Annotated in this window: 21 protein-coding genes and 2 tRNA genes; 11 read left to right on the top strand and 12 right to left on the bottom strand. The window is 38.2% G+C overall.

Annotated elements, in window-relative coordinates; genetic code table 11:
* Positions 1–172: 172 nt before the first annotated feature.
* The gene (locus tag I6F44_RS11700) at positions 173–925 is read right to left on the bottom strand and encodes a Nif3-like dinuclear metal center hexameric protein (protein ID WP_024598325.1); all 753 of its coding nucleotides are present in this window, start codon (positions 923–925) and stop codon (positions 173–175) included.
* 150 nt (positions 926–1,075) lie between these two features.
* On the opposite strand from I6F44_RS11700, the gene I6F44_RS11695 reads away from it, so the two are divergent.
* Complete coding sequence (locus tag I6F44_RS11695; protein WP_002961684.1) at positions 1,076–1,417, top strand: hypothetical protein; 342 nt, start codon at positions 1,076–1,078, stop codon at positions 1,415–1,417.
* A 198-nt stretch (positions 1,418–1,615) separates the two neighbouring features.
* On the opposite strand, the gene I6F44_RS11690 is transcribed toward I6F44_RS11695, so the two are convergent.
* From I6F44_RS11690 to I6F44_RS11670, 5 genes are all read right to left on the bottom strand, one after another.
* Complete coding sequence (locus tag I6F44_RS11690; RefSeq protein WP_197173821.1) at positions 1,616–4,795, bottom strand: amidohydrolase family protein; 3,180 nt, start codon at positions 4,793–4,795, stop codon at positions 1,616–1,618.
* Between the two features lie 105 nt (positions 4,796–4,900).
* Positions 4,901–5,725: a M90 family metallopeptidase gene (locus tag I6F44_RS11685; protein WP_002961680.1), complete on the bottom strand. Its 825-nt coding sequence runs from the start codon at positions 5,723–5,725 to the stop codon at positions 4,901–4,903.
* 209 nt (positions 5,726–5,934) lie between these two features.
* The gene (locus I6F44_RS11680; protein ID WP_007583847.1) at positions 5,935–6,573 is read right to left on the bottom strand and encodes a CatA-like O-acetyltransferase; all 639 of its coding nucleotides are present in this window, start codon (positions 6,571–6,573) and stop codon (positions 5,935–5,937) included.
* Positions 6,574–6,709: 136 nt separating this feature from the next.
* Entirely contained in the window at positions 6,710–7,750 is a 1,041-nt protein-coding gene (locus I6F44_RS11675) for a Leu/Phe/Val dehydrogenase (RefSeq protein WP_197173820.1), read from the bottom strand.
* A 427-nt stretch (positions 7,751–8,177) separates the two neighbouring features.
* Positions 8,178–9,704 carry a fumarate hydratase gene (locus tag I6F44_RS11670; protein ID WP_007583843.1) on the bottom strand — a complete coding sequence of 509 codons (1,527 nt, stop codon included), beginning with the start codon at positions 9,702–9,704 and terminating at the stop codon, positions 8,178–8,180.
* Between the two features lie 155 nt (positions 9,705–9,859).
* On the opposite strand from I6F44_RS11670, the gene pabB reads away from it, so the two are divergent.
* The 3 genes from pabB (at position 9,860) to I6F44_RS11655 (ending at position 13,280) form a co-directional block, all read left to right on the top strand.
* Positions 9,860–11,218, top strand: a complete 1,359-nt coding sequence (pabB, locus tag I6F44_RS11665) for an aminodeoxychorismate synthase component I (protein WP_197173819.1) — start codon at positions 9,860–9,862, stop codon at positions 11,216–11,218.
* Positions 11,219–11,224: 6 nt separating this feature from the next.
* Positions 11,225–11,800 carry an NUDIX hydrolase gene (locus I6F44_RS11660; protein ID WP_033026841.1) on the top strand — a complete coding sequence of 192 codons (576 nt, stop codon included), beginning with the start codon at positions 11,225–11,227 and terminating at the stop codon, positions 11,798–11,800.
* A 103-nt stretch (positions 11,801–11,903) separates the two neighbouring features.
* Positions 11,904–13,280 carry an L-serine ammonia-lyase gene (locus I6F44_RS11655; protein WP_010555091.1) on the top strand — a complete coding sequence of 459 codons (1,377 nt, stop codon included), beginning with the start codon at positions 11,904–11,906 and terminating at the stop codon, positions 13,278–13,280.
* A 77-nt stretch (positions 13,281–13,357) separates the two neighbouring features.
* Here I6F44_RS11655 and cysB read toward each other — a convergent pair whose 3' ends face one another.
* Positions 13,358–14,335 (bottom strand): HTH-type transcriptional regulator CysB, encoded by a 978-nt coding sequence (gene cysB, locus I6F44_RS11650; RefSeq protein WP_002961670.1) that lies wholly within the window; start codon positions 14,333–14,335, stop codon positions 13,358–13,360.
* A gap of 324 nt (positions 14,336–14,659) precedes the next feature.
* Between cysB and I6F44_RS11645 the strand changes: the two genes are divergently transcribed.
* Positions 14,660–15,418 (top strand): hypothetical protein, encoded by a 759-nt coding sequence (locus tag I6F44_RS11645; protein ID WP_197173818.1) that lies wholly within the window; start codon positions 14,660–14,662, stop codon positions 15,416–15,418.
* A 75-nt stretch (positions 15,419–15,493) separates the two neighbouring features.
* Here the strand turns inward: I6F44_RS11645 and I6F44_RS11640 are convergent, their stop codons facing one another.
* Complete coding sequence (locus I6F44_RS11640; RefSeq protein ID WP_010555089.1) at positions 15,494–16,786, bottom strand: NCS2 family permease; 1,293 nt, start codon at positions 16,784–16,786, stop codon at positions 15,494–15,496.
* Positions 16,787–16,904: 118 nt separating this feature from the next.
* On the opposite strand from I6F44_RS11640, the gene I6F44_RS11635 reads away from it, so the two are divergent.
* The 3 genes from I6F44_RS11635 (at position 16,905) to I6F44_RS11625 (ending at position 18,619) form a co-directional block, all read left to right on the top strand.
* On the top strand, positions 16,905–17,369 hold the full coding sequence (locus I6F44_RS11635; protein WP_007583707.1) for a tetratricopeptide repeat protein: 465 nt from the start codon (positions 16,905–16,907) through the stop codon (positions 17,367–17,369).
* A gap of 297 nt (positions 17,370–17,666) precedes the next feature.
* Positions 17,667–18,101: a SulA-like leucine-rich domain-containing protein gene (locus I6F44_RS11630; protein ID WP_007583705.1), complete on the top strand. Its 435-nt coding sequence runs from the start codon at positions 17,667–17,669 to the stop codon at positions 18,099–18,101.
* Between the two features lie 38 nt (positions 18,102–18,139).
* The gene (locus tag I6F44_RS11625) at positions 18,140–18,619 is read left to right on the top strand and encodes a YchJ family protein (RefSeq protein ID WP_197173817.1); all 480 of its coding nucleotides are present in this window, start codon (positions 18,140–18,142) and stop codon (positions 18,617–18,619) included.
* Positions 18,620–18,693: 74 nt separating this feature from the next.
* Here I6F44_RS11625 and I6F44_RS11620 read toward each other — a convergent pair whose 3' ends face one another.
* The 3 genes from I6F44_RS11620 to I6F44_RS11610 form a co-directional block, all read right to left on the bottom strand.
* On the bottom strand, positions 18,694–19,611 hold the full coding sequence (locus I6F44_RS11620) for a diguanylate cyclase (RefSeq protein WP_197173816.1): 918 nt from the start codon (positions 19,609–19,611) through the stop codon (positions 18,694–18,696).
* 193 nt (positions 19,612–19,804) lie between these two features.
* The gene (locus I6F44_RS11615) at positions 19,805–20,107 is read right to left on the bottom strand and encodes a DUF6172 family protein (protein WP_002961433.1); all 303 of its coding nucleotides are present in this window, start codon (positions 20,105–20,107) and stop codon (positions 19,805–19,807) included.
* A 179-nt stretch (positions 20,108–20,286) separates the two neighbouring features.
* Positions 20,287–20,814: a VC2046/SO_2500 family protein gene (locus I6F44_RS11610; RefSeq protein WP_197173815.1), complete on the bottom strand. Its 528-nt coding sequence runs from the start codon at positions 20,812–20,814 to the stop codon at positions 20,287–20,289.
* A 112-nt stretch (positions 20,815–20,926) separates the two neighbouring features.
* On the opposite strand from I6F44_RS11610, the gene I6F44_RS11605 reads away from it, so the two are divergent.
* Positions 20,927–21,011, top strand: a tRNA-Tyr gene (locus I6F44_RS11605).
* A 49-nt stretch (positions 21,012–21,060) separates the two neighbouring features.
* Positions 21,061–21,145, top strand: a tRNA-Tyr gene (locus I6F44_RS11600).
* 69 nt (positions 21,146–21,214) lie between these two features.
* Here I6F44_RS11600 and I6F44_RS11595 read toward each other — a convergent pair.
* Positions 21,215–21,847, bottom strand: a complete 633-nt coding sequence (locus tag I6F44_RS11595; protein WP_442960266.1) for a M48 family metallopeptidase — start codon at positions 21,845–21,847, stop codon at positions 21,215–21,217.
* 343 nt (positions 21,848–22,190) lie between these two features.
* Here I6F44_RS11595 and I6F44_RS11590 point away from each other — a divergent pair, with 343 nt between their 5' ends.
* Positions 22,191–25,523, top strand: coding sequence for an MHYT domain-containing protein (locus tag I6F44_RS11590; RefSeq protein ID WP_197173814.1), 3,333 nt, complete (start codon positions 22,191–22,193; stop codon positions 25,521–25,523).
* The last annotated feature ends 3 nt before the right edge of the window (positions 25,524–25,526 follow it).

Raw genomic sequence — 25,526 nt, 5'->3', positions numbered from 1 at the left:
GATTACATCAAGGTCAGAAGTAATAATCTTCACTAAAAGACCGTATATATGACAGCAAACCTGTCCCTGCTATCGTTGAATGACACCTTGCAATACTGGAGGAGACCATATATGAACTCTAGATAATAAATCTATCTCAAGTAGCGTTCAGGTTAATTAATAGATAGCCTAGTTAAACTGGGTTATCTATGTCTATAAATGTCACATCAAAGCCATGCTCTTGAGCAAGTAACTCACCCAGAGCTTTTACACCATAGCGCTCTGTTGCATGATGCCCTGCGGCAAAAAAATCAATGTTTTGCTCACGAGAACTATGAATTGTTTGCTCCGATGCCTCACCCGTTAAATAAGCATCAATGCCTTGCTCTGCAGCTAAATCAATATACCCTTGCCCACCACCAGTACACAGTGCAATGGTTTCAATTTTAGCTGAACGTACTAAACTTGTGAGTGGGGTTCGATTTAGCACTTTTGCAATTTTATCGGCAAAATCTTCACCACTTAATGGTGTTTTTAAACGCCCTTTCATTGCTACGCTATTTGAAGTTGGCTCTAGCCCTGTTTCAATTTCAATATCCAATAACTTTGCTAGTTGCGCGTTATTGCCAACTGCTGGATGAATATCGAGTGGTAAGTGATAGCCAAATAAATTAATATCGTGTGCTAATAACGCACCTATACGACGCTTTTTCATTCCCGTTATTGGTTGGGATTCCCCTTTCCAAAAAAATCCATGGTGAACTAAAATAGCATCTGCTTGTTGCTCAATGGCAGCATCTATTAATGCTTGACTTGCGGTTACACCCGTCACAATTTTTTTAATTTCGTTTTTACCTTCAACTTGTAAGCCATTTGGGCAAAAATCTTTAATTAATTGAGGTTTTAAAATGTCATTTAGGAGTTGGTTAAATTCTCTACGTTGCATATAACTTACCTTACTTAGCACTGAATTTTGTGCAAATTTTGGCGTTTATAGCTCTAAAATGGAAGGAAAATCGCAAAAAATTGAAAAACTGTTTTAAAATAGGTATAAATACCTCTTCTTTATCTGTGTTCACAACGTATAGGGTCTCTGATGAGCAAACTAGACAAAACAGAAGTGTTATCTGCCTTTGAAGCAGCGTACGAAACTGCCAATGGTAAAAAACCTGAAATCACAACTAAACCTGGTTGGTACAGCATTGATGGCGGTAAAAATTTACGCCTAGCTGACGTAGCAGAGCTTACTAAAAAGTTAAACTCTGGTAAAACAACTAAAACGAAAAAACCAAAAGCAGCTGCGCCTGTTAAAGCACAGAAAAAAGCGCCATTCACTGTTGTTACCGAAAACGAAGAAGGTTACACAGCGGAAGAACTTTGGATTGTAATTTTAGCTCGTAAAGATCATGACTGTCGCTTACCGCGCGGTGTTGTTTAATCAACATTTATGATTTTTAAAAGAAACCGCGTTAAGCGGTTTTTTTATGTGCGTTATTTGCTAAAAAATATCTAAAAATTATATTAATTATCGTCTTCCAACCTTAATTGCACCATTTAATCAAAAAAATAGAGCCTTATAAGTTGAGTAAGACTAAAAAAAGCGGCTATGTAGCCGCTTTCAAAAGATCAAAATAAATTATAACTTTTCGAAGTAAAGTGGTTCGCGCTCTTTTTTACCCACTTCACTCATTGTCTCTGCATTGAATAATCGACCATTGATCATGGTGTAATCTACTTTATCCGAATCTCGAATATTTTTAAGCGGATCGCCATCTATAACCATTAAATCTGCCAGTTTGCCCACTTCAAGCGAGCCTACGTTTTTATCAAGCCCTAAATACTTAGCCGGATCAATTGTCGATGCACGTATAGCCTCAAGCGGTGTCATTCCGCCTTGTGCAAACATCCACATCTCCCAGTGTGCACCTAAGCCTTCACGCTGACCGTGAGCACCTAAGTTAACTAATACACCTAGGTCTTGTAGCTCAGCAGCAACGCGTGCGTTATTAAAGTGATTATAGTGATGATCGGGCGCTTTAATGCGGCGCATAGAGCGTGGTAATAATTGATTTTTTGGCACAAATTTACTTAAACGCGGGTGATTCCACACATCAGTTTTATCGTACCAGTAGTTCTCACCCCAAATGCCACCATAAGCCACTACAAGCGTAGGTGTGTAACCTACATCACTTTGCGACCATAACTGCTTTATATCGTCGTATATATGCTCTACAGGGATTGAATGCTCAATACCTGTGTGTCCATCTACAATCATACTTAAGTTATGTTGTAATAATGAGCCGCCTTCTGGTACTACCATCATTTCAAGTTCACGACCTGCTTCAATAACTTGTTGGCGCTGCTCTCGGCGTGGCTGGTTATACGACTTAACACTAAATGCACCTACTTTTTTAAGGCGCTCTAAATGAAATTTAGCATCGTCTAACGAGTCAATATGCGAAGTATAACCTGGCATATTTGCGCCATATAAAATAGTACCGGTTGAGAAAATACGCGGGCCAACAATCATGCCTGCTTTTTGCATTTCGCTTGCGGTAAATATTTCTGAGGTATCGTTTGATGGATCGTGAATTGTAGTTACACCCAGCGCTAAACCTGCAAAGTTTTTCCAGTTTTGCTGAGGTATAATTTCGTCACTTGCTTGCGAGCCATGTGCATGAGCATCAACAATACCAGGCATAATAGTTTTACCTGTTACATCAATAACCTCAGCACCTTTAGGAATGCTTATATCGCTGGCTGTACCAATTGCTTTAATATGCTTGCCATCAGTGATAATTACACCATTTTCAATAACCTTTTCGCCGTCCATAGTTATAATTTTTGCACCAGTGAGCGCAATCATACCTTTAGGCTCTGCCATTTTTTTACTGAAACCGATATTATCGCCACTTTTCACTTTAAAGTCGGCATCTTCGGCTTTGTTAATGGCAAACATCCCCTCAAGGCTTGCATGATAAAGCTCAGGCCCTAATGTCCAATAAAGTTTGTTGCTCTTAGCACTCCAGCTAATGTTTTCACCAGCACGTACCGATAACTGCTCTATTGGAAATTGACTGTCTTTAGGCCCAATATTAATTGTTTTACCACTTTGAACAAACGGCGTTACAAATACTTTAAATCGCTCAGCAAAAGCCAGATATTGCCCATCTGGTGATACTCTAAATTCAGTCGCATGCTCTGACTCGTATAGTTTGCGAACTTTTTTACTTTCAAGCTCAACTACACTAAGCGTTGGTTTTGGCCAAGGACTCATTATAAAAACGCGATCGTTTGCATCTCCAAATTGTGGTTGATAACCACTTTTTGAAATAAGCTCACTTTTACCGCCTTTTGCGCTTACGCTATAAACCCCCGGATTAAGTGACCACTTAGGGTTTAAAATACTGCCCCCCGTGGCTTTTCGATAAACAACCGTTTTCCCATCTGGACTAAACGTAGGCTCTACGTACTTGCCAGGCTCTTTAGTTATTGTATCGCCACGACCACTGCGCACAGACACAACCCTTACAGACCCTTGTTTGTTGTCATCCCATGTGGTGTAAACTATTTTTTTACCATCGCGAGAGTACTGTGGAAATAATTCGTAATGATCAGTTTGCTTTGTTAAACGCTTAATTTTACCCGACTCTAAATCGCGTTTATAAATATGCCCAAGCGCTTCAAAAATTGCAGTTTCGCCATCGGGGCTTACTTGCACATTACGCAGCATTTTTACATCAAACTCATCAGTATCTAAGTTTTGTGTAAAGCGCACCGCTTTTTGAATTTTTTTAGTAGTTTGCACTTTAAAAGGAATGGTTTTAACGGATTTGTCTGCAACATCTAGCTTGTGAATTGTACCACCAGCCCAAAATACTAACTCTTCGTTATCGGGTGTCCATGCAATAGTTGGGTATACACCATGAATAGCCCATGTTTCTTGCATATCTCGCTCAAGCTTATCGTAAAGCTTAGTGTGCTCACCGCTAGTTAAGTCATATAAATACAAGCTAGTTTGAAAGTCATCACGCTTTATATAAGCAAGTTTTTTACCATCTGATGATGGTGTAGGCCTAATAGCACCGCCCATCGTATCGATTACAGTTTCAATTTCACCCGTTTCACGGTCGTAGCGCTTAATTTTATAAATGCCCGCTACAGAATCCTTTGAATAATGAAAGGTTTTACCGGGTGTTGCATCATGCGAAAAGTATACATAACGACCATCAGGTGAAAACATTGGCTCACCTAAATCTTTTTGATCGTTCTCGCGTTTTGTAAGCTGTACGCCCTTACCACCCGCTTTGTGATACAACCACACTTCACCTGCTCCCAATGAGCGGCTAGCTGTAAAGTGTTTACGCGCAACTAAGTAGTCGCCATCAGGACTCCATGCAGGACTATTTAGTAATCTAAAGGTTTCATCGGTAACAGCGTGTTGATTTTCACCATTTAAGTCCATTATCCAAATGTTATCGCCACCACCTTGGTCGGAGGTAAACGCAATACTTTTGCCGTTAGGACTAAAGCGTGGTTGCATTTGCCATGCAATATCAGAGGTGAGCTTTGTAGCTGTACCACCACTCATTGGCATAGTGTAAATATCGCCAAGTAAGTCAAACACCACGGTTTTACCATCAGGGCTAATATCTATATTCATCCATGTGCCCTGCTCAACGCTAATTGCAGCGTCAACAAATTGCCCCTTAGGTGAATCTACTTGCCATTTTTGTTCGTCTTTTTCAGCAGCATTTACCTGCCCTATCGCTAATGACACCGACAGCGCCAATACTGTATGAAGCATTTTTTTCATGCGTTTCTCGCTTGTTATTGTTGCAGTAAAAACTATTTCACATGATTGCAACAAAAACAAACGCAACTTGCCAGCGTTATATGATAAAGCGCGGTTTATGTAGGTTTAATGCCAAACAATAGGGTCAAATTGATAGTAATTAACTAGCATACTGTAAATTTCAGGATCGTATCGGCGAAGCTCTGCGGGTTTTTCGAGGAAGGTTTCGGTGAGTACAGCAAAAAACTCAGCTTCGTTAGTCGCACCATAGCTGTGAATAACATGCGGCATGCTATAGGCAACATGGCTTTTTAACTGGGTGAAAGCACGGCTAAATACTCGGCCCCACTCTTTGTAATCTGCTGAGCTTTTTAAAATGGGTGTGCCCGTTGTTTTACCTGTTTCTTGATCGAGTTGATGCGCAAACTCATGAAATACCAAGTTATGTCCATCGCTTGGTAAACGATTACCCTCAAGTACATCATGCCAGCTTAAAACGAGCGTGCCGCCAGGCCATGACTCGCCTAGTCTTACCGTATTATGGTAACTCACAAGTCCTGCACTATCGCGAGTTGATTGCGGAGCATAATAAGCACTTGGATATAATAAAATTTCTTTTACATTTCTATATAACGGCCACGGTTTATTAAGTACTAATACACACGCATCGGCGGCAACAATTAACTTCATTGCAGACGTTAGCCTTAAGCCATCACAACCGACAAAGCGTTTTTCGTTTAAAAACCACGTAATATGTCGCTCTAATTTTTCTCTGTCGGCGTCGGTCATTTTTTTATAGATGGGCATGCAACGCAGTAAAATATCTTTTTGCTGCGAATTTAAAGCAAAGTCTTTATATTTACTGCGCCATAATCGGTTTTGAATTGATGGCCAACGCCAGAAAATCACCACAAAAAGAATTAAAACAACAATTAACAGTCCATTTATCATGGGGATTTCCTGAGCTAAGGTATGGTATATAAATATGTCCAGCACACGTGCTTTTCAAGCATACAAGGTTATGTATTTGAATATAAAGTAATTCACATCGCATTGCTTATAGATTACTTATAGATTACTTATAGATTACTTATAGATTACTTATAGATTACTTATAAATTGTTTACTGCTTTGCACTGCCGTTACTGATGTGTTTAAAGTTAATTTTTGCAAAAGGTGTCAAATGTACCCTGCAATGTGTTTATAAATTTCGCTACGTGCAAACCATCCATTAATGAATGGTGTACATCGATAGCTAAAGGCATTGTGCCTGTGTGTTTATCAAACTGACCAAATACAAATTTAGGAATGCCTAAACTCTGCCCTTCACTAAATGCATGCGAAAACGCACTAAAATTCAGCCACGGCAAAACAGATATATGAATTAAATCTGCCTGCCCTTCTGTTTGAGCAAATGCATCAGAAAATAACGGCTGTAATTTCGCTTTTTTGCTTACGTCACTTGCATGATTTGTAAACTCTTTAAAATCGCTTGCGCTATTAAAATAACTAAAAACAAACGTATCGTTTTCAGACAACTCAACCACACTTGCGCGAACACTGTTAAGTAACCATGGTAGATTATCTATTATACGTAGCATTATTGAATCGTACTCATGGCACGCTTTTAAGGTGCAATATACATACGCTTGAAAAAAAGAAAATTGATTGGTTTTGCAATAGTCGTAAAGTGCTTGAGCATCTAAACGCACACACACATTAAAATAAGGCTGAGAAAAGTGTTTAAATAATTCAAAGTGTTGCTTTCTAGGCCAATTATCTAAATCGATAGGCTGCATGAGAGAAGTTGAGGGAGTCATAATTTGCCGCACAAAATTAAAAATAAAGTGTACCGCTGTTCAGTAATAATTGCATTAACTTACAGATAAACAAAAGGTGTGCAATTGCACACCTTTATTGCATTTTAGCTTAAATTTATAGACCGTTTTTAATGATCTCTTGCGCTAATTCGTCAGCAATTAAATGCGTTGATTTTTGCTCTTTTTCGCTACGGGCAAAGATTTCCGTTAACGTATTAAAAATACCTTCAACATGTTTATTAGACGCTGCTGCACTGTAACCTTCTGGTGCTGTTTCGTAATAAACATTAATAATACCACCAGCGTTAATTACGTAATCTGGAGCATATAAAATGCCTTTTTCACGAATAACTTCACCGTGGCGAGACTCTGCCAACTGATTATTAGCACAGCCTGCAATAATAGTTGCCTTTAAACGCGGTATCGTTAAATCGTTAACAGTTGCACCTAATGCACAAGGTGCATATACATCAACATCTAAGTCGTAAATTTCATCAATGCCAACCGCAGTTGCGCCAAACTCATTAACTACGCGATCAATAGCCACTTTGTTAATATCTGTTACAAACAACTCAGCGCCCGCATCAGCTAAATGCTTACATAAACCATAAGCAACAGCACCTAAACCTTGAACAGCCACTTTCACACCTGCAAAATTTTGATGACCACGTTGATGCTGTAGCGCTGCTTTAATTCCTAAAAACGTACCGTATGCTGTAAATGGCGATGGGTTACCACTTTTACCTTCAAGACCCAGTACGTAATTAGTTTCTTTATTCATAATAGCTACATCAGCACATGTGATGTTTACATCTTCTGCTGAGTAATAGCTGCCATTTAATCGCTCTAATTGGCGGCCAAATGCACGGAATAATTGCTCAGATTTAATTTCTTTCGCATTACCTATAATTACAGATTTACCACCACCAAATGGTAAGCGCGCAACTGCATTTTTATAAGTCATGCCTTTTGATAAACGTAGCACGTCGTAAACAGCATCTTCGTCGTTCGCATAATCCCACATTCTACATCCGCCAACAGCAGGACCTAAGTTGGTATTATGTACAGCAATAATTGCTTTTAAACCCGATTCTTCATCAGAACAAAAAACCACTTGTTCATGGTTATCAAATTCAACTCGATTAAACACAGCCACTTAAAATACTCCGAAATAGTTAACCCGTGAGAGGGTATGCGCGCTGGAAATTGACGAGACTCTATCACTTCATATTGGTGTTCGCTATACTCACAGAAGATAAAACCAATGAAAGCACAGCTTTTGTATTAAATAATCTTATTTATATCTTTATGTGAATAAAAAATTCATATTTTTGTCATTAAGCAGTTTTAAAAGCTATAAATACAATTAACGTGATGATTTACGTTTACGACAACGTAAATCAGTTGCGACATGTAAAGTTTAATATACAAGTGCGACTTGCCCGCTAAGTACCACAAAGTATGGGTTTACAACAAAAAACTAGGTTTTTGGTTAACTGGTCAGAGGTGTAACCTTGATACAAGCCTTCTCTAAAAAACAAAAAAGCGAGCACTAGGCTCGCTTGTTAAAAACATAACGTACGTTATTTTAGCTTGCTATCAAGCTCTTCAATTTTAGCTTTCCAGATTGCAGGGCCTTGTGTGTGCGCATTAGCACCTTCACTGTCTACTGCAACGGTCACTGGCATATCTTCTACTTCAAATTCGTAAATAGCTTCCATACCTAAATCTTCAAAAGCAACTACGCGTGCTTTTTTAATCGCTTTAGATACTAAGTAAGCTGCGCCGCCTACAGCCATTAAATAAACAGATTTATGCTCTTTAATAGACTCAACAGTTGCAGGGCCACGTTCAGCTTTACCAATCATGCCTACAATGCCTGTTTTTTCTAGCATCATATCGGTAAATTTATCCATGCGAGTTGCCGTTGTAGGGCCAGCAGGACCAACTGCTTCATCGCGTACCGCATCAACAGGACCAACGTAATAAATAAATTTATTATCAAAGTCTACGCCTTTTGGTAAACCTTCACCTGAATTGATCATATCTTGCAGACGTTTATGCGCTGCATCACGACCTGTTAAAATAGTGCCCGAAAGTAAAACAGTTTCACCCATTTTCCATTCTTGAACATCTTTTTTAGTCAGTGTATTTAAGTCAACACGGCGAGTGCCTTCGCCCACTTCAAATGTTACTTGTGGCCAATCTTCTAGCTTAGGTGCTTTTAAATTAGCAGGGCCAGAACCGTCAAGTGTAAAATGTACATGGCGAGTTGCCGCACAGTTAGGGATCATTACTACAGGTTTTGAAGCTGCATGCGTTGGTGCTGTTTTAATTTTAACATCAACAACCGTTGTTAAACCGCCTAAGCCTTGTGCGCCAATACCTAATTTATTAGCGCGGTCAAAGATTTCTAAACGCAGTTTTTCTTCAGTCGTTTCTGCGCCGCGTTCCATTAGTTCATGGATATCAACCGGGTCCATTAACGACTCTTTAGCCATTACTGCCGCTTTTTCAGCCGTACCACCAATACCTATTCCTAGCATGCCTGGCGGACACCAACCAGCACCCATTGTTGGTAGTGTTTTTTCTACCCATTCAGCAACATCATCTGACGGGTTTAACATAACCATTTTACTTTTGTTTTCAGAGCCGCCGCCTTTAGCCGCAACCATTACTTCTACTTTACCGCCCGCTACTAAATCAATATGCACAACCGAAGGCGTATTATCTTTCGTGTTTTTACGCGTGCCAGCAGGGTCTGCAACAATAGATGCACGTAAAGGGTTATCTGGATTCAAATATGCACGACGAGTACCTTCATCAACCATTTGTTGAACGGTTAAATCTGTTTTATCCCACTTAACATCCATACCTACTTTAACAAAACAGGTAATAATACCGGTATCTTGGCAAAGTGGACGCTTGCCTTCAGCCGACATGCGTGAGTTAATTAAAATTTGTGCAATGGCGTCTTTAGCCGCTTTACTTTGTTCTTTGTTGTAAGCTTTTTCGAGAGCTTGAACAAAATCAAGTGGGTGATAGAACGAAATATATTGCAATGCATCTTCAATGCTATCAATAAAGTCTTGCTGACAAATTGTACTCATAGTGGTTCCTTAAGTTACCGTTACGCGTTGTCGCGTAATCTAAATCAAACCGGTGACGGTGGTTTGCACTGTTTTTTACAGCTTAGTGCTGCCAAAAAATTTGACTTATGATACCCTCCCAGCCCGTTTCGAGCCAGTTCTTAAAGGGGCAGTAAATGCTAAACAATAAAAAAAATTGTATTAAATTAGGCATAACACAAAACTGCATTGACGTTTTTGCGCATTTTTCACATTTGCCTTATGCAATTCTATTAGATTCTGCAAATAGTAATCATATAAACAGCCGTTTTGATATTATTGCCATTGAGCCGCAAAGTACCCTCGAAGTAAAAAATAATAAAAGCTTTTTAAATAATATAGAAAGTAGTGATAACTGCTTTGAAATTATGAATAATGAGCTTTCGCATCTTGATAAAACAAAAGCCGGTTACGATTTACCCTTTAACGGCGGCTGGCTTGGCTACTTTTGCTACGACCTAGGCCGTACAATTGAAAACATCCCCACTCGTGCTATCGAAGACATTAACCTTCCCCAAATGGCTATTGGCCTTTACTTAGATGCCCTTATTTACGACAAGCAGCAACAAAGCTGGTTTTATGTATCGCAGCCAAACACCGATCGATTAGCGCTTTATCAGCAATATTTAAATACACACGTTAACTCCCAAGTTAATACGCAGTCCTTTGCCCTAAACAGCGACTGGCAATCAAATATGAGTAAAAAAGAATACGCTACAAAATTTGCTCAAATTGAGGAGTATTTAAAAAGTGGCGATTGTTACCAAATTAATTTAGCGCAGCGCTTTAACGCTCAGTTTGAAGGCTCCCCTTGGGCAGCTTATATTAAACTGCGTGAGGCAAATAAAGCGCCGTTTTCAAGCTTTATAAATCACCCTCAAGGGGCTATTTTATCAATTTCCCCTGAGCGCTTTATATCTGTAAATAATAACGTTGTAGAAACCAAGCCAATTAAAGGCACACTGCCGCGAAAAGCAGATGCACTAGAGGATCAACGCCAAGCGCAAATACTCGCAGCATCAGCTAAAGATCGCGCTGAAAATGTAATGATTGTTGATTTACTTCGTAACGACTTAGGCAAAGTAGCAAAACCAGGCAGCGTTCACGTCCCTTCCCTTTTTGCTATTGAAAGCTTTCCGGCAGTGCATCATTTAGTAAGCACGGTAACCTCAGAACTTGATGAAGGTAAAACAGCGGTCGATCAGCTAAAAGCGGCTTTCCCGGGTGGCTCAATCACCGGTGCGCCCAAAATTAGAGCTATGGAAATAATTGAAGAATTAGAACCGCATCGCCGCAGCATTTATTGTGGCTCAATTGGTTATTTAAGTGCGTGTGGAAATATGGATACGAGTATCACTATTCGCACCTTGGTGTGCCACAAAGCGCAAATTTACTGCTGGGCAGGCGGCGGAATAGTGGCTGATTCTAAAGTCGAATTGGAATATCAAGAAACTTACGATAAAGTAAATAAAATCCTCCCTTTATTAAAACAGTAGGTCGTTTTGAATAGTGAACACATTATGGCGCGGTTTCTGTTAAGCCCTACAGCTGCGCCAAATCAGTTAAAAGACACACGTAAAAAACGCGCTAGCGCTGTTATGCTGCCAATTATTGATATAGATAACCATGCACATATTTTACTGTGTAAACGCCCTACTTATTTACACCATCACCCTGGGGAGATTTGTTTGCCCGGAGGTAAGTTTGAAGTAAGCGACATTACCCTTCGCACCACAGCCCTTCGCGAACTAAAAGAAGAGCTAAATATTGCCCAAAGCAACGTTAATGTATTAGGCCACTTACCTGAGTATTCAACCTTAACGGGTTTTAGTATTAGCCCCTATGTAGGTTTACTCAAAAAAGACACCACCTGGGAAAATGACTATAATGAAGTACAAGCGAGCTTTTTGCTCTCTGTCACTGAGTTAAATAACGAAGCTAACTGGCAACCCTTACCTTTTCAACGATTTGGGAAAACGGTTATTTTGCAAGGTTTTAAAACACCGCATGGTTTACTATGGGGTGCGACTGCAAGCATTATAAAAAACTTTACAAAACAACTCGCCTTACCAGTTTAAATCTTCGTTATTAGTAGTTACACAATCACAATTCCACGTTATCATGCTCGACCGTTCAAAGAGCAGCTTCGTGCTGATAAAACAAAGTAGAGACACACACATTATGATCAGTGCATTTGATATGTTTAGCATTGGTATTGGCCCTTCGTCATCACACACCGTTGGCCCAATGCGCGCATCACGCTTATTTGTTAATGACCTACAAGAACAACAATTATTAGCAAATGTTACCGATATTAAAGTAGAGCTTTATGGCTCTCTTGGTCAAACAGGTGTTGGCCATGGCTCGGGGAAAGCCGTAATTCTTGGTTTAGCCGGTTACGATCCTGAAACAATTGATGCCGATTTAGTCGACGACATTTTAGCAACCATTGAAAAAGATCAGGTTATTTATCTAAACAAAACACACAAAGCTAAGTTTCCAAAACAAGGTGCTATTGTTTTCCATCGTCGTAAAACACTGCCTAAGCATTCTAATGCAATGGAAATTATCGCCTCAAACAACGGCGAAAAAGTTTACAGCAAAGTATATTACTCTATTGGCGGTGGCTTCATTGTTACCGACGAAGAGTTTGAAAACGAAAAACAGGCGGCCCTCGATATTAGAGAAGAAAATCCAGCCCCTTTCCCATTTGGTAGCGCAAAAGAACTACTAGAGATGTGTAAAGAGTCTGGGTTTAGTGTTTCTACCTTGATGATGAAAAACGAAAAAACACTGCGCACTGAAGACGAAGTAAAAGACACATTGTTCCATATTTGGAAAGTAATGATGGCTTGTATTGACCGTGGTATGCGCACCGAAGGTATTTTACCTGGCGGCTTAAAAGTAAAGCGCCGTGCGCCTAGCTTATACTTAAAACTAAATATAGAGGTCAGTAACGACCCGCTTCGTGCAATGGACTGGGTTGATTTATTTGCCCTTGCCGTAAACGAAGAAAATGCGGCAGGTGGCCGTGTAGTTACTGCACCAACTAATGGTGCTGCGGGTATTTTACCGGCTGTGCTTATGTACTATCACACATTTGTGAAAGAAGTAGACCGCGATATAGCCACGCGTTATTTATTAACCGCTGCTGCTATTGGTATTTTATATAAAAAGAATGCCTCTATATCGGGTGCCGAAGTAGGTTGCCAAGGTGAAGTCGGCGTTGCGTGCTCTATGGCTGCAGGCGCATTAACAGAAATTGTTGGTGGCAATGTTGTGCAAGTAGAAAACGCAGCAGAAATTGGTATGGAACATAATTTAGGCCTAACGTGCGACCCTGTTGGTGGCTTAGTACAAGTACCGTGTATTGAACGTAATGCAATGGGCGCTATTAAAGCAATTAACGCTTCACGTTTAGCTATACGTGGCAGTGGCGAGCAAAAGGTATCACTTGATAAAGTGATTAAAACCATGCTTGAAACTGGTAACGATATGAAAACTAAATATAAAGAAACCGCTCGCGGTGGATTGGCTGTTAATATTATCGAATGTTAATCAGCTCGCTATAAAAAGAAAAAGCCGCCTATTTTTAAAATAGGCGGCTTTTTTATTATTCGTTTAATGTAGTGACATTATTTAACGGGTAACTCTATATCTGCAAATAACTTATCTACGTCATCTTGGTTACGTAATAAGCTTGCTCGCTCCACGCGCTCTTTAGTTAAGTGCGGTGCAAAACGTTCGATAAAATCATACATATAAGTACGTAAAAAGCTGCCCTTTCTAAAACCAATCTTGGTCGTACTAGCTTCAAATAAGTGGCTTGCATCAATACACACTAAATCGGTATCGCTTACTTGATCTATCGCCATTGAAGCAACAACACCAACTCCTAAACCCAGTCGTACGTATGTTTTTATAACATCAGCATCGGTTGCGGTAAATACAATGTGTGGTTCAAGCCCGTGTGCGCTAAACGCTTTATCTAACTCTGAGCGGCCCGTAAAACCAAATACATATGTAATGAGTGGATATTGAGCAATATCAGCAACGGTTAAACTATTTGCCTTTTTAGCCAACGGATGGTCTTTAGCGACAACAATACTGCGATTCCAATGGTAGCAAGGCAGCATAACTAAATCTGAATACAAATGCAGTGCTTCTGTTGCAATAGCAAAATCGGCATCACCGCGTGCTGCAGCATCCGATATTTGCTGTGGAGTACCTTGGTGCATATGAAGCGATACCGCAGGGTATTTTTTCATAAACCCTTGAATTACGTTAGGCAAAGCATAACGAGCTTGGGTATGTGTTGTAGCAATATTTAACTTACCTTGATCAGGTAGCGTATGCTCATTAGCAACGGCTTTAATACCTTCTACTTTAGAGAGTATTTCACGAGAAATATTAATAATATCTTCGCCGGCACCGGTTACATGCGTTAAATGCTTACCACTGCGACCAAAAATTTGCACACCCAACTCATCTTCTAACATGCGTACTTGTTTAGAAATTCCTGGCTGCGAGGTAAATAAACTCTCAGCAGTCGCTGAAACATTTAATTTATGATTTTGTACTTCTACGATGTATCTGAGTTGTTGTAATTTCATGGCTGCAAATTTTAACGTTATTATTCATATTATTTATAAAGGCAATACCGCTTAAAACCAAGTGTTATTTACGTAAAATAGCACTTTAGGTCTTTAGGTGTGCAATTATCTGATTAGAGCTCAAGGCTAGCATAATAAATATGCTTCAGGTAGCGATGATTATTCAGCTTTAGTTTATAAGCCCTTAGGCTTACTGCAGTTTATAAAGAGCTCAACCTATCAATTTTTTGGTATATTTTTTAAGTTAATCGGCGCAAAGCTACCCTGTTAACGTATATTTAATGTAAGATTAAATAATTAGGTTATATATCCGAGAATTACACCATGATCGTTTCTATTATAATAGTGCTTATAGTTGCATTGATTGTGATTGCACTTTGGGTAAGTGCTGTACAACAACACAAAGAAAAACAAGAGGCAGAACGCCGTAAAGAGCTTACAAAACAAAAAGCTATAATAGAAGAAACAGAAGAGGCACTAATGAATAGTGCTAACATCCCCCTTTCTGAAAATCTAGTTCGTACATTACAGCGCCGTATTTACGAAGCCTTAAATACAATGGTTACTAACTCGCAAACATCTAAAGCACTTAAAAGCCGCTTAAGTGAAGCAAAAACGCACTTATCTAATCCAGTTCAAGATAATAGCAGTGAAGCTTTAACGCTACCGAGTAATGACAAACAACTTGTAGGCCTAATTCAAGGCATTAAAAAATTACGCTCAATTTTACGCTCTGAACACAGCAAAGGTCGTATTGATAGCCAAGTTTTTGTTCTTGAAGATAAACGTCTCGAAAAACTACAACTGCGTATTAATATTGAAAGCCAAATAAAACGGGGCCTATCTGCCCGTTCAGCCAGTATGGTTGGCTCTGCAAGACAGTACTTTGAAAAAGCGCAGGCAACACTCAGTGCAGTTACCTACTCTGATGAATACGTAACTTCAAAACGCTTGGAAGTTGAAGGTTACTTAGAAGCAATTAGTGTTGAACTGCGAGCTTCTAATGCAAGCGCACTTAAAAAGAAAACAGAAGAAGAGCAAGACGACTTAGATATACTGTTTGCTCCTAAAAAGAAATGGTAATTCTTTTATAAAAGCATTAAAAAAGCCTGCACAAATTAAAATTTGTGCAGGCTTTTTTGTGTTTTTTGTTAGCTATTAAGACAAAAATGCAAACTTGAAAACAAACAAGGCTGTTAATATCCAAACACTAATACTGACTTGATCTTGCTTACCGCACAAGACTTTAACCGCCGTATAAGATATAAAACCAAGTGCAATACCGTGCGCAATCGAAAACGTTAATGGTGTCATTAGTAATACCACAGTAACAGGAATTGCATCGGTCATATCATCCCAGTTTACAAACTTTAAATTTTGCAGCATCAGAACAGCGACATATAAAATAGCGCCTGCCGTAGCATAAGCCGGTACCATTTGTGCAAGCGGTGCAAAAAACATCATTAGTAAAAAGCAAATACCTACAACTACAGCTGTTAAGCCAGTACGTCCGCCAACAGATACACCAGCAACCGATTCTATATACGATGTAGTCGTAGACGTACCTAGCATCGCACCTGCAATTGTTGCTGAGCTGTCAGCACTTAATGCGCGCCCTAAACGAGGCATGTTACCCTTTTCATCAGCTAAACCTGCTTTTTGAGTTACCGCAACTAATGTACCCGAAGTATCAAAAAGATCGACAAACAAGAAAGCAAAAATAACACTCATCATTGATATATCAAAAGCGGCTGCAAAATCTAGCTGCATAAAAGTAGGCATTATTGATGGTGGCATAGCCATAACACCGTGATATTCAACAAGCCCCAAACTTAAAGCAATGCCAGTCACTAATAAAATACTAATAAGCACGCCACTTTTAAAATCGCGGTATAAAAGCGCTGCAATTACAAAAAAGCTTAATATAGCCAATAACGGTCCTGGAGAAGTAATGTCGCCCAACTGCACTAATGTTGCCGGGCTTGAGACAATAATGCCTGCATTTTTAAGGGCAATTAATGCTAAAAAAGCACCTATACCCGTTGCGATTGCTCGCTTGAGCACCAGAGGTATGGCATTAATAATCCACTCTCTGACTTTAAATAAGCTTAAAAACAAAAATATACAACCCGACATAAATACAGCCCCTAACGCGGCTTGCCAGGTATAACCCATTCCTAATACGACACCATACGTAAAAAAGGCATTTAGCCCCATACCAGGCGCTAATGCTAATGGATAATTAGCCCATAAACCCATTATAAAACAGCCTATCGCAGCTGCTATACATGTCGCTACAAATGCAGCCCCTTGATCCATCCCAGCCTCTGCGAGCATAGCCGGGTTTACAAATACAATGTATACCATAGTTATAAAGGTAGTTAGGCCAGCAACGCATTCGCGTTTAACTGTTGAATTATTTTCGCTCAGTTTAAATAAGGCTTCGAACATAATAAACTTGTGATAGTAAAAAGTGGCGAGATTTTAACATAAAAATTATCTTTTACAGGACATTTTACCTTGCTATATACTAAACTGTTAAAGTAGTTAAAATAATAAATGAACCAATATGCTTAAAACAACACCTTGTGAGCAAGACTTAGAGCAACAGCTAGATAATATTTTAGGTTTTGTTACTCAACCCGAAAATACCTCTGTGCCCGTTGATAATAAAAAAGATGAGCAAAGTACGTTAAATAAAGCCCTATATTATTTAAAAAATAATCAAGCTCCATTGGCTGCAAAATGGATGCGACTTGCTGCAATGGCGGGAAACCATAGAGCACAGTTTTATTTAGGTTTATTTTTTGTGAAAGGTGAAGGCGTGCCACAAAGTGTATTTCATGCTGTAGCTTGGTTAAGCTTAGCAAGTAGCCAAGGGTACGCCCCTGCCACTGCAGCGGTTACAGATATACGCAAACATATCGAAACTAAGCGATTTAAAGATGCTCAATGTTATGCGGCAAGTTTGTACGAACAAATTCACCAACTCCAGTTTTCTCATATGATCCCTCGCACGAGTGAAAACACATAAGCTAACTATGGCAGAAGTACTGTATGCAGTGTTAAAAAATACTGTATATGGTTACAAAGATAATCCTATACAGTATAAAACCCCAAAATGAAGACACTACGCAAAAATTTATTTTTAGAATACCTTCTCAAAAACAACCCTATAACAACCTGATTAATAAAGAATTATAAATTAAAAAATAAAAATAATGATCAAAAGCTGAATAACTGTACAAATAAATAGCATAAAAGGCTTGCACGAAAGCACTGTATAAACTACTGTATATGAATACTGTATAAAAACCCAGTGAGTGAACCTATGTTACAGCCTATTACCGTAAGAACAGTTAAAAGTTACCAACAAGATGAGCAAAGCGATTGCGTGAATTTGATTCAAATTGAAGATGAAATTTCAGCGACCTTTGAGCTTTTAAAAGTATTACACCAATACAATAGCTCTAATGCATGGACGTTACTAATTGCTCCAGATCATGTACCTAGCAAAGCTTTACTTGACTCATGCTCTATTGATACAAGTAAATTACTTGTTATTAGACAAAAGCACTTAGTAAATTTAGAGTATGTATTAAATTCTGCATTACATAACGGAAACTTTGCAGCGGTAATTACCTGGACCGATATAGTTAATAACCAACTACTTACGAATTTATCATTCGATTTAAGTAAAACGAATACAAAACTATACTGTTTTACTAAAAAGTCTCAAACAACAGAGATATCACTCGCCCAATAAGCTTGTTAAACTAATGTTTTAGACTTTGTATTATTATTATGACTTCACTCAATACCACATTATGTTTTTGCAGCAGTGGGCACAATTATGCCGATTGCTGCGAGCCACTTCACTTATCTGTTAAGCAAGCTGACTCTCCTGAACAACTTATGCGCTCACGATTCAGCGCTTATGTTCTTAAAAATGCAGAATATGTTTATCAAACCTACGCAAAAGAAAAACAAGCTGAAAATCCGGTTAAAGAAATCAATGATTTTGCTAACAGCTGTCGATTCATAAATCTTGATGTAATTGGGTCAAGCCATGATGACAATACTGGGACTGTAGAATTTAAAGCCCAATATTTTTATCAAAACTTATTTTGTGAGCTTCACGAAAAATCGCAGTTTATTAAAGAAAACACTCAATGGCGTTATTTAGATGGCACTATATATCCTGTTGAAGATATTAAAGTGGGCAGAAATGATGACTGCCCATGTGGTAGCAATAAAAAGTACAAAAAATGTCATAGCGTGTAATAAATAATCTTATTTAATATTTATCACCTACAAGGTGTTTTTAAGTGGCAAAGTGATTTACTAGCTAGCTAAACTTAAAAACACACTTGGTTACGACCTTGCATTTTGGACTCATACATTTTTTCATCTGCGATCTGCAAGGTGTTTTTGTTATTTACATACGGTTGTAGGGTTGCACCGCCAATACTAATAGTCACAAAGTCATATTCTGAATATCTGTGTAATATTCCTAAATCGACCACATTTTGTTTAATTTTATCAGCAACACAAATTGCACCTTCAGTGCTTGTATGCGGTAGAACAACTACAAACTCTTCGCCGCCGTAACGCGCAACAAAATCGGTTGGCCTTTGCAAACTATTAGTAATACTTTGTGCAACAAGGTTTAAAACCGTATCGCCTTGCACATGACCATAAAGATCGTTGTATTGCTTAAAGTAATCTATATCGATGAGTAATAGTGCATAGTCGACTTTTTCTCGTAAGGCGCTTCGTTCCATTTTAGAAAAATGCGCATCAAAATAACGACGATTGAATACCTTTGTTAAATCATCTAGAAATACTTTTTGATTGAGTAAGTCATGTTGCAGTTTCATCGTAATATGGGCGCGCACTCTTCTATATAAAGTTTCCGAGTTAGTTGGTTTTTTTATAAAATCTACAGCCCCAGCTTCCCAGCACTCTTCTTCTTGATTTTCAGATGAGGTTACAAAAATAACGGGGATATCTTGTGTTTCAGATATATTTTTTAATTTTAGACATGTTTCAATACCACTCATTCCTTCCATATTAATATCGAGTAGTATTATATCTGGCGGATTATGTTTACAAATTTCAATCGCATCCTCACCACAGCTCGTTGTTGTTACACTAAAATGCTCTGATAATATTTTTTTTAATACAATTAAGCTTAATAGCTGATCGTCAACGACAAGTACCTTAGAGCTCTTTAAGCTTAATTTCAATTGGTGGTCAGAGTAATTTATAGGCATGGTACAACTGTTTTGTTTTTTTAATTAAACACACCCTATATCACTACATTTTGTTATGCAAATGTTAATAAATTAAAATTCTACTTATTAGTTACTAATAAAAATGATTTATGGTGAATCTTTAATGCATAAAAACAAAAAATGAGCCACTTGGGCTCATTTTAAAACTTCGAACACTTAATTAAATTAAGTGTTATTCGTCATCATCTAAATCTAACTGTTGACGTTGAGCAGGTCGAGCTAAAATCTCTACATAGAAAGAGGTCAAACCTTGCTTTTCAATCTCGCCAATTTGGTTACTTAATTCAGCAACGTGCACAACTTGCGCATCTTCAGCTGTGTTACCAAACTTACAGTCAAATGCCCAATAGTCAGCATCTTCAGGTAGCGTTTTATTACGCTCTCTTTTCAAATATTTTTTCACTTCGTGCTTTGCAGCATCAACCATACGAGGGTATTTGATTTTCTCGTGATTTAGCGTGAATGTTTTCTTCATTACGTTCCTAATTACCTTGGTTTAATGATAATGGCATTTCATGTCATACCATTTGACGCCATTATAGCAATTGCATTTAATTTTTGGATGCTTTTTTTTCATTAAATCAATTATTAGCAAATATATAAAGCAGACCCGTTATAAAGCATATATTAACTGGTGATTATTACAATCATATATCACACCGCAATGAGCTGAAGTGGTTGATGTAATGCATCATTATTAAGGCTGTCGTAAAAAGCAGCTGCATCTATAGGGGGATTAGCTAGTTGGGTTTGTTCGCTTTTAATTCTTCTTCTGACGGCAAGCTCACAGTTATCTATTATATTAAGTGGAATATGCTTGTCATCATTTCTAATCGCAAGTGGTTCAGGGCTTAAGCATTGTCTTAACTTAATACTTGTCATACCACAGCGCTCTCCTTCTTGAGATATTAATGATGCATTAAATTGTCCAACCAACATGTTATATTCATCAGGGGCTAAAAGTTGCTTTGGACCTGCGCCAAATTGCTTTCTTAACGCCTCTTCTTCTATAACTAAATTATCTATTTCAGTTTTTGGTAAATGAAATTGACTAAAGTCGAGTGCGTCATGTGACAGCATCGCTAATAATAGTGCAAATTCGCCACGGCGATTTTCATGCACACTATTATTGAGTCTACTGTTTAACTGACTCTCTGTGATTAACAAATCATCTATTTGCATAGTCTTTAGCCGATTGTGGTAACTGATAGATATTTATCGGCTTTATTTCAATTTTCTTTAGCTTTTTTCTTTACTTAAATACGCAATTTGCTATTATCAGCGCCGTTGCATTGGAGGGGTTCCCGAGCGGCCAAAGGGATCAGACTGTAAATCTGACGGCTCAGCCTTCGCTGGTTCGAATCCAGCTCCCTCCACCACTTTTCTTACCGCTAAGTTAAGTGGGGCCAAATGCAATAAAATTAGTGTGGAGGGGTTCCCGAGCGGCCAAAGGGATCAGACTGTAAATCTGACGGCTCAGCCTTCGCTGGTTCGAATCCAGCTCCCTCCACCACTTCTCTACTATTCCTATATTCCTATATTCCTATATTCCTATATTCCTATATTCCTATATTCAGTAACATCAAAACACCCACTGTAAACTCATACCATTTTGTTTTAACCAATTAGATGATGTTTTGTAATCGGGGAAAAACGCCTCTACTCGCTGCCAAAAAGCTTTGCTATGATTTAAATACTTTAAATGGGCAAGCTCATGAACAATCACATAATCTATAGCGTGATAAGGAGCACCTATAAGATGTAAATTAAAAGTGAGTTCTCGCTTGCTATTACAACTCCCCCACTTTCGTTTATAAACACCTATTTTTAAATCATTTGGTAACTCTTCACCCATTTGAGTACAGAAATACGCTAAACGCATTTCTATGTAAGCAATAAGCTGCTCTTTTAAATAAGTCTCTAATAGCTGTCGATACTTTTGATTAGTGTTTTTAACTCGAGGAGATATTGTAATAAGTAAGTGGTCATCATACGGGGTTACTTTGGAATCTTGGCCTGAGTCCAATTTCAAATAAATAGTTTCTGAAAAAACACTTATTTTTTTAGATTCAAAGGGGTACTGCTTAGTGTCATCAATTGACGATTGTTTTTTTAATTGTTCTGCAACCCACTCTTGTTTTTCAAATAACCAAGTATCAATGTGTTTTTTTGCGACAAAATGTGGCGCATACACAGTTACCTTTTGACTATGCACTTTTATTGCGACTGTTTTGCGTCTAGTACTCTTTTTTAGTTGATATTCAAACACGACCTAAACTCTAAATATTGCATCCGTTTATATAATCCATATTACCATCAATTTTAAACTCTTAAGCATAAAGTCGCACTTAACTCCTAATCCGCTTTATTATAATAAGCTATAGATTGAGCCGTCTATTTTATTTGAATTGAAAGTCAAATCACTTTATTTACTTCAATAACAAAAAATAAATAAACTTGGTTAAAATTCGTCACTTTATAGCGCGATTAGAAATAACGGTTCATTTATTAGTAAATTAGATTAAACTTGTAAAATAAAGATTATATTTCGAGCCGTTATGCTATCAGCTTTCTTCATTACAGACCAAGATCCAAGCCTAATACTTAATGGGGTTTACGACCCTCTTCTAGTCTCAATGTCTGTATTAATAGCCATTTTTGCTGCTTTTTTTACTACTAAGCTCATTGATTTAGCAAAAGAGACTAAATTCCCTCGTTATCAACGTTTAGCAAATATAACCGCAGCAACTGTATTTTCTTCTGGTATTTGGAGTATGCACTTTATAGGTATGTTAGCTTTTTCGCTATGTACTAATATAAGCTACGATCCAACAATCACACTACTCTCTTTTCTTCCTGCTTTATTAGCATGTCAGTATGCGGTATCAATACTTGTAAATAGTGATGGAAACTTTAGAGTGCTCAGCATTTGCTCGATCTTACTAGGGGCTGGTATTGGTACAATGCATTACAGCGGTATGGCTGCAATGGAGCTTTCCCCAATGTTGCGCTATGACCCACTGACCTTTGGTCTTTCAATTTTAGTTGCCGTCGCTCTTTCGTTTATAGCGTTATATAGTCGCTTTAATCTTGAAAAATTTTTTCCAAAACTATCATACCTACAAAATAGAGCCATCAGCGCTATAATATTAGGCTTTGCTGTTGCTGCTATGCATTATATGGGCATGGCATCTACACGCTTTGTTGCAACATCTCCTCTTTTATATGACGACGCAAATGCTTCTGCTGGGCTCACTTTTGTAGCCATCGCGGTTGCAACTGCAACGATTGCCATTACAAGCGTAGTAGCGGTACTTAATGGCATGGTCAGATATAAAATGTTACTTGAAGAAAAGTCAGCCGACGAGTCTCGCTTAAACGCAATTTTAGGCACAGCCATTGATGGAATCGTGACAATAGATCACACCGGCATTATTTTGAGCTTTAATGAGTCAGCTAGCAAAATTTTTGGTTGGCATGAAAATGAAGTACAAAATCATAATATTAAAATGCTAATGGATGATGCTATCGCGATGCATCACGACAGCTATCTTTTACATGCTAAAAATGTTGATTTAGGTAAAGTAATTGGTGTTAACCGTGAAATTTTTGCTAAACACAAAAACGGCCACTTATTTCCAATTCGATTAGGCGTCGGTGAAGTTAATCAACCAGGGCAAAACCCTCTTTACGTAGGCTTTATTACAGACTTAACAGAGCAACGCGCTTTACAAAAAAGCCTTGAAGAAAAAGAGCAAAAGTATCGCTCCTTGATGGATAACATGCCAGGCGTTGCTTTTAGATGCAAATTTGATGATAACTGGACCATGCTTTTTATTAGCCCAAGTATCAACGAATTAACTGGTTATAACCCTAATGAATTTACTGAACACTGCATTGAATTTAACGATTTGATTTTAAAGTCTGATCAGCAGCCTATTGTAGATGCCGTAACAACAGCCGTAGAAGAAAAACGTCAGTATTCAATCGAATACAGGATTCGCCACAGAAACGGTAAAATATTATGGCTTTTAGATAAAGGCAGCATCGACTTTGATACCCAGGGTCAAGTAAAGTGGATTGATGGTGTTTTAGTTGATATTACAGAACGCAAAGAATATGAAGAAAAACTAGAGCAAGCTAAATTTAAAGCTGAAGAAGCAGCTCATGCAAAGCAATCTTTTATGGCTAATATGAGCCATGAAATACGCACCCCAATGAATTCTATAATAGGTTTTAGCGATCTATTAATGGACACTCCACTTGATCAGGAACAACAAAAGCATTTAGTGACCGTAAATAATGCAGCCCGTTCATTGCTTAGATTGTTAAATGAGATACTCGATTCTGCAAAATTAGAACGTGGTAAGCTCACCATTGAGCCAGTACACTTTAGTTTAAAACCAGTGATAGACAGTATTATCTCTACTTTCTGGTTAGAAGCTAAAAAGAAAGATTTAGAACTTAAACTCCATATTAAAAAATCAGTAAGTGCTACTTATTACGGCGACCCAGATCGACTCAGGCAAGTACTCACCAATCTAATTGGTAACGCTATTAAGTTCACCGAAAAAGGCTCTGTTACCGTAACCGTTGGCATAACACAAAATCAGCATCTGTTTTTTGAAGTGCAAGATACCGGTATTGGTATTGCAAAAGATCGTATTCAAGCAGTGTTTCAACCTTTCGAACAAGCCGATGGTACTACTACTCGCCGCTTTGGTGGTACAGGTCTTGGTACTACCATAAGCAAACAACTTGTAGAGCTTATGGGCGGAACAATAAACTTAGTAAGTGAACTAGGTAAAGGCACCTGCTTTTACTTTTCATTGCCGCTTACTTTAGGTGACGAAACTAAAATAGATCATTTTGATGGTCTACACACACAACTGCCTGCACTTAGGGTGTTAGTAGTTGACGATATAGAGCAAAATACAGAACTACTTTCTTTACTCCTGTCACGCGATCAGCATGCAGTTACCAAGGCATCTAACGGACTTGAAGCGATTAAAGTATTTGAAGGACAAGACTTTGATGTCATTTTAATGGATATACATATGCCATTGTGTGATGGCATAGAGGCAACACAAAAAATAAGAGCAATAGAAAATCAAAGACAAATTAAATACACGCCAATTATCGCGCTCACAGCCAGTGTATTACAACAAGATAAGCTTACGGCTAAAAAAGCAGGCATGAATGGCTTTGCAAATAAACCCGTCGATATAAATCAACTAAACCAAGAAATAGCACAAGTGCTTGGTCTTGGTATCGCAAAAGAAATGGTTATATCGCAAAGCGATCCTAAAGCACAGCATATAGATTTTGAAAAAGGGTTAGCACTTTGGGGCTCTAAGTGTAAGCAGCTTACCGAAATCACTAAATTTATTAGTGATAGCAATAAGCGGTTCGAAATATTATTCAGTGATAAATTATCAAACATAAAAGATGCTGATAGTCTCATACACACTCTTAAAGGTGTTGCTGGTAATTTGGGCCTAATAACGTTAATGAAGTTATTAACCGATTTAGAGCAAAAACAAAGTGACGCTAAAATTATTAGTACTTTAGACGATATAAAAAACGAGCTACTTGTCATCTCACAATTGCTATCATCTAATACTTGCGATAAGCCAAGTATTAAGCCTGAAGATAATAGTTCTGACACGCTATCAATTGATGAAATTAAGTCACTGTGTAAGACGCTTTATCAAGATGCACAAAATGCAGAATTAAATGATGAGCTACTAGCAAAACTGCAACGCGGCATACCTTCAATCTATAAAAATGAAGTTGATGCTATAGCCGAGGCCTTTGATGAATTTGATTTTGATAAAGCACACGTAATACTAGAAACCTTACTTGAAAAACTAACAAACAATGAGTATTAATTA

The sequence above is a fragment of the Pseudoalteromonas sp. NZS11_1 genome (assembly GCF_015864275.1).
In the GTDB taxonomy this organism is placed as follows: Bacteria; Pseudomonadota; Gammaproteobacteria; order Enterobacterales; family Alteromonadaceae; genus Pseudoalteromonas; species Pseudoalteromonas arctica.
Note: the sequence above shows the minus strand (reverse complement) of the source record. Positions and strands in the feature narration are given on the sequence as shown.

Excerpts from the sequence above, each read along its gene's own strand:
- I6F44_RS11615 (WP_002961433.1), bottom strand. The coding sequence starts at position 20,107 with ATGAAGAAAACATTCACGCTAAATCACGAGAAAATCAAATACCCTCGT.
- I6F44_RS11680 (WP_007583847.1), bottom strand. The coding sequence starts at position 6,573 with ATGCAGCCTATCGATTTAGATAATTGGCCTAGAAAGCAACACTTTGAA.
- I6F44_RS11620 (WP_197173816.1), bottom strand. The coding sequence starts at position 19,611 with ATGCCTATAAATTACTCTGACCACCAATTGAAATTAAGCTTAAAGAGC.
- I6F44_RS11630 (WP_007583705.1), top strand. The coding sequence starts at position 17,667 with ATGTTACAGCCTATTACCGTAAGAACAGTTAAAAGTTACCAACAAGAT.
- pabB (WP_197173819.1), top strand. The coding sequence starts at position 9,860 with ATGCTAAACAATAAAAAAAATTGTATTAAATTAGGCATAACACAAAAC.
- I6F44_RS11610 (WP_197173815.1), bottom strand. The coding sequence starts at position 20,814 with ATGCAAATAGATGATTTGTTAATCACAGAGAGTCAGTTAAACAGTAGA.
- I6F44_RS11625 (WP_197173817.1), top strand. The coding sequence starts at position 18,140 with ATGACTTCACTCAATACCACATTATGTTTTTGCAGCAGTGGGCACAAT.
- cysB (WP_002961670.1), bottom strand. The coding sequence starts at position 14,335 with ATGAAATTACAACAACTCAGATACATCGTAGAAGTACAAAATCATAAA.
- I6F44_RS11635 (WP_007583707.1), top strand. The coding sequence starts at position 16,905 with ATGCTTAAAACAACACCTTGTGAGCAAGACTTAGAGCAACAGCTAGAT.
- I6F44_RS11645 (WP_197173818.1), top strand. The coding sequence starts at position 14,660 with ATGATCGTTTCTATTATAATAGTGCTTATAGTTGCATTGATTGTGATT.
- I6F44_RS11640 (WP_010555089.1), bottom strand. The coding sequence starts at position 16,786 with ATGTTCGAAGCCTTATTTAAACTGAGCGAAAATAATTCAACAGTTAAA.
- I6F44_RS11670 (WP_007583843.1), bottom strand. The coding sequence starts at position 9,704 with ATGAGTACAATTTGTCAGCAAGACTTTATTGATAGCATTGAAGATGCA.
- I6F44_RS11685 (WP_002961680.1), bottom strand. The coding sequence starts at position 5,725 with ATGATAAATGGACTGTTAATTGTTGTTTTAATTCTTTTTGTGGTGATT.
- I6F44_RS11700 (WP_024598325.1), bottom strand. The coding sequence starts at position 925 with ATGCAACGTAGAGAATTTAACCAACTCCTAAATGACATTTTAAAACCT.
- I6F44_RS11590 (WP_197173814.1), top strand. The coding sequence starts at position 22,191 with ATGCTATCAGCTTTCTTCATTACAGACCAAGATCCAAGCCTAATACTT.
- I6F44_RS11655 (WP_010555091.1), top strand. The coding sequence starts at position 11,904 with ATGATCAGTGCATTTGATATGTTTAGCATTGGTATTGGCCCTTCGTCA.
- I6F44_RS11695 (WP_002961684.1), top strand. The coding sequence starts at position 1,076 with ATGAGCAAACTAGACAAAACAGAAGTGTTATCTGCCTTTGAAGCAGCG.
- I6F44_RS11690 (WP_197173821.1), bottom strand. The coding sequence starts at position 4,795 with ATGAAAAAAATGCTTCATACAGTATTGGCGCTGTCGGTGTCATTAGCG.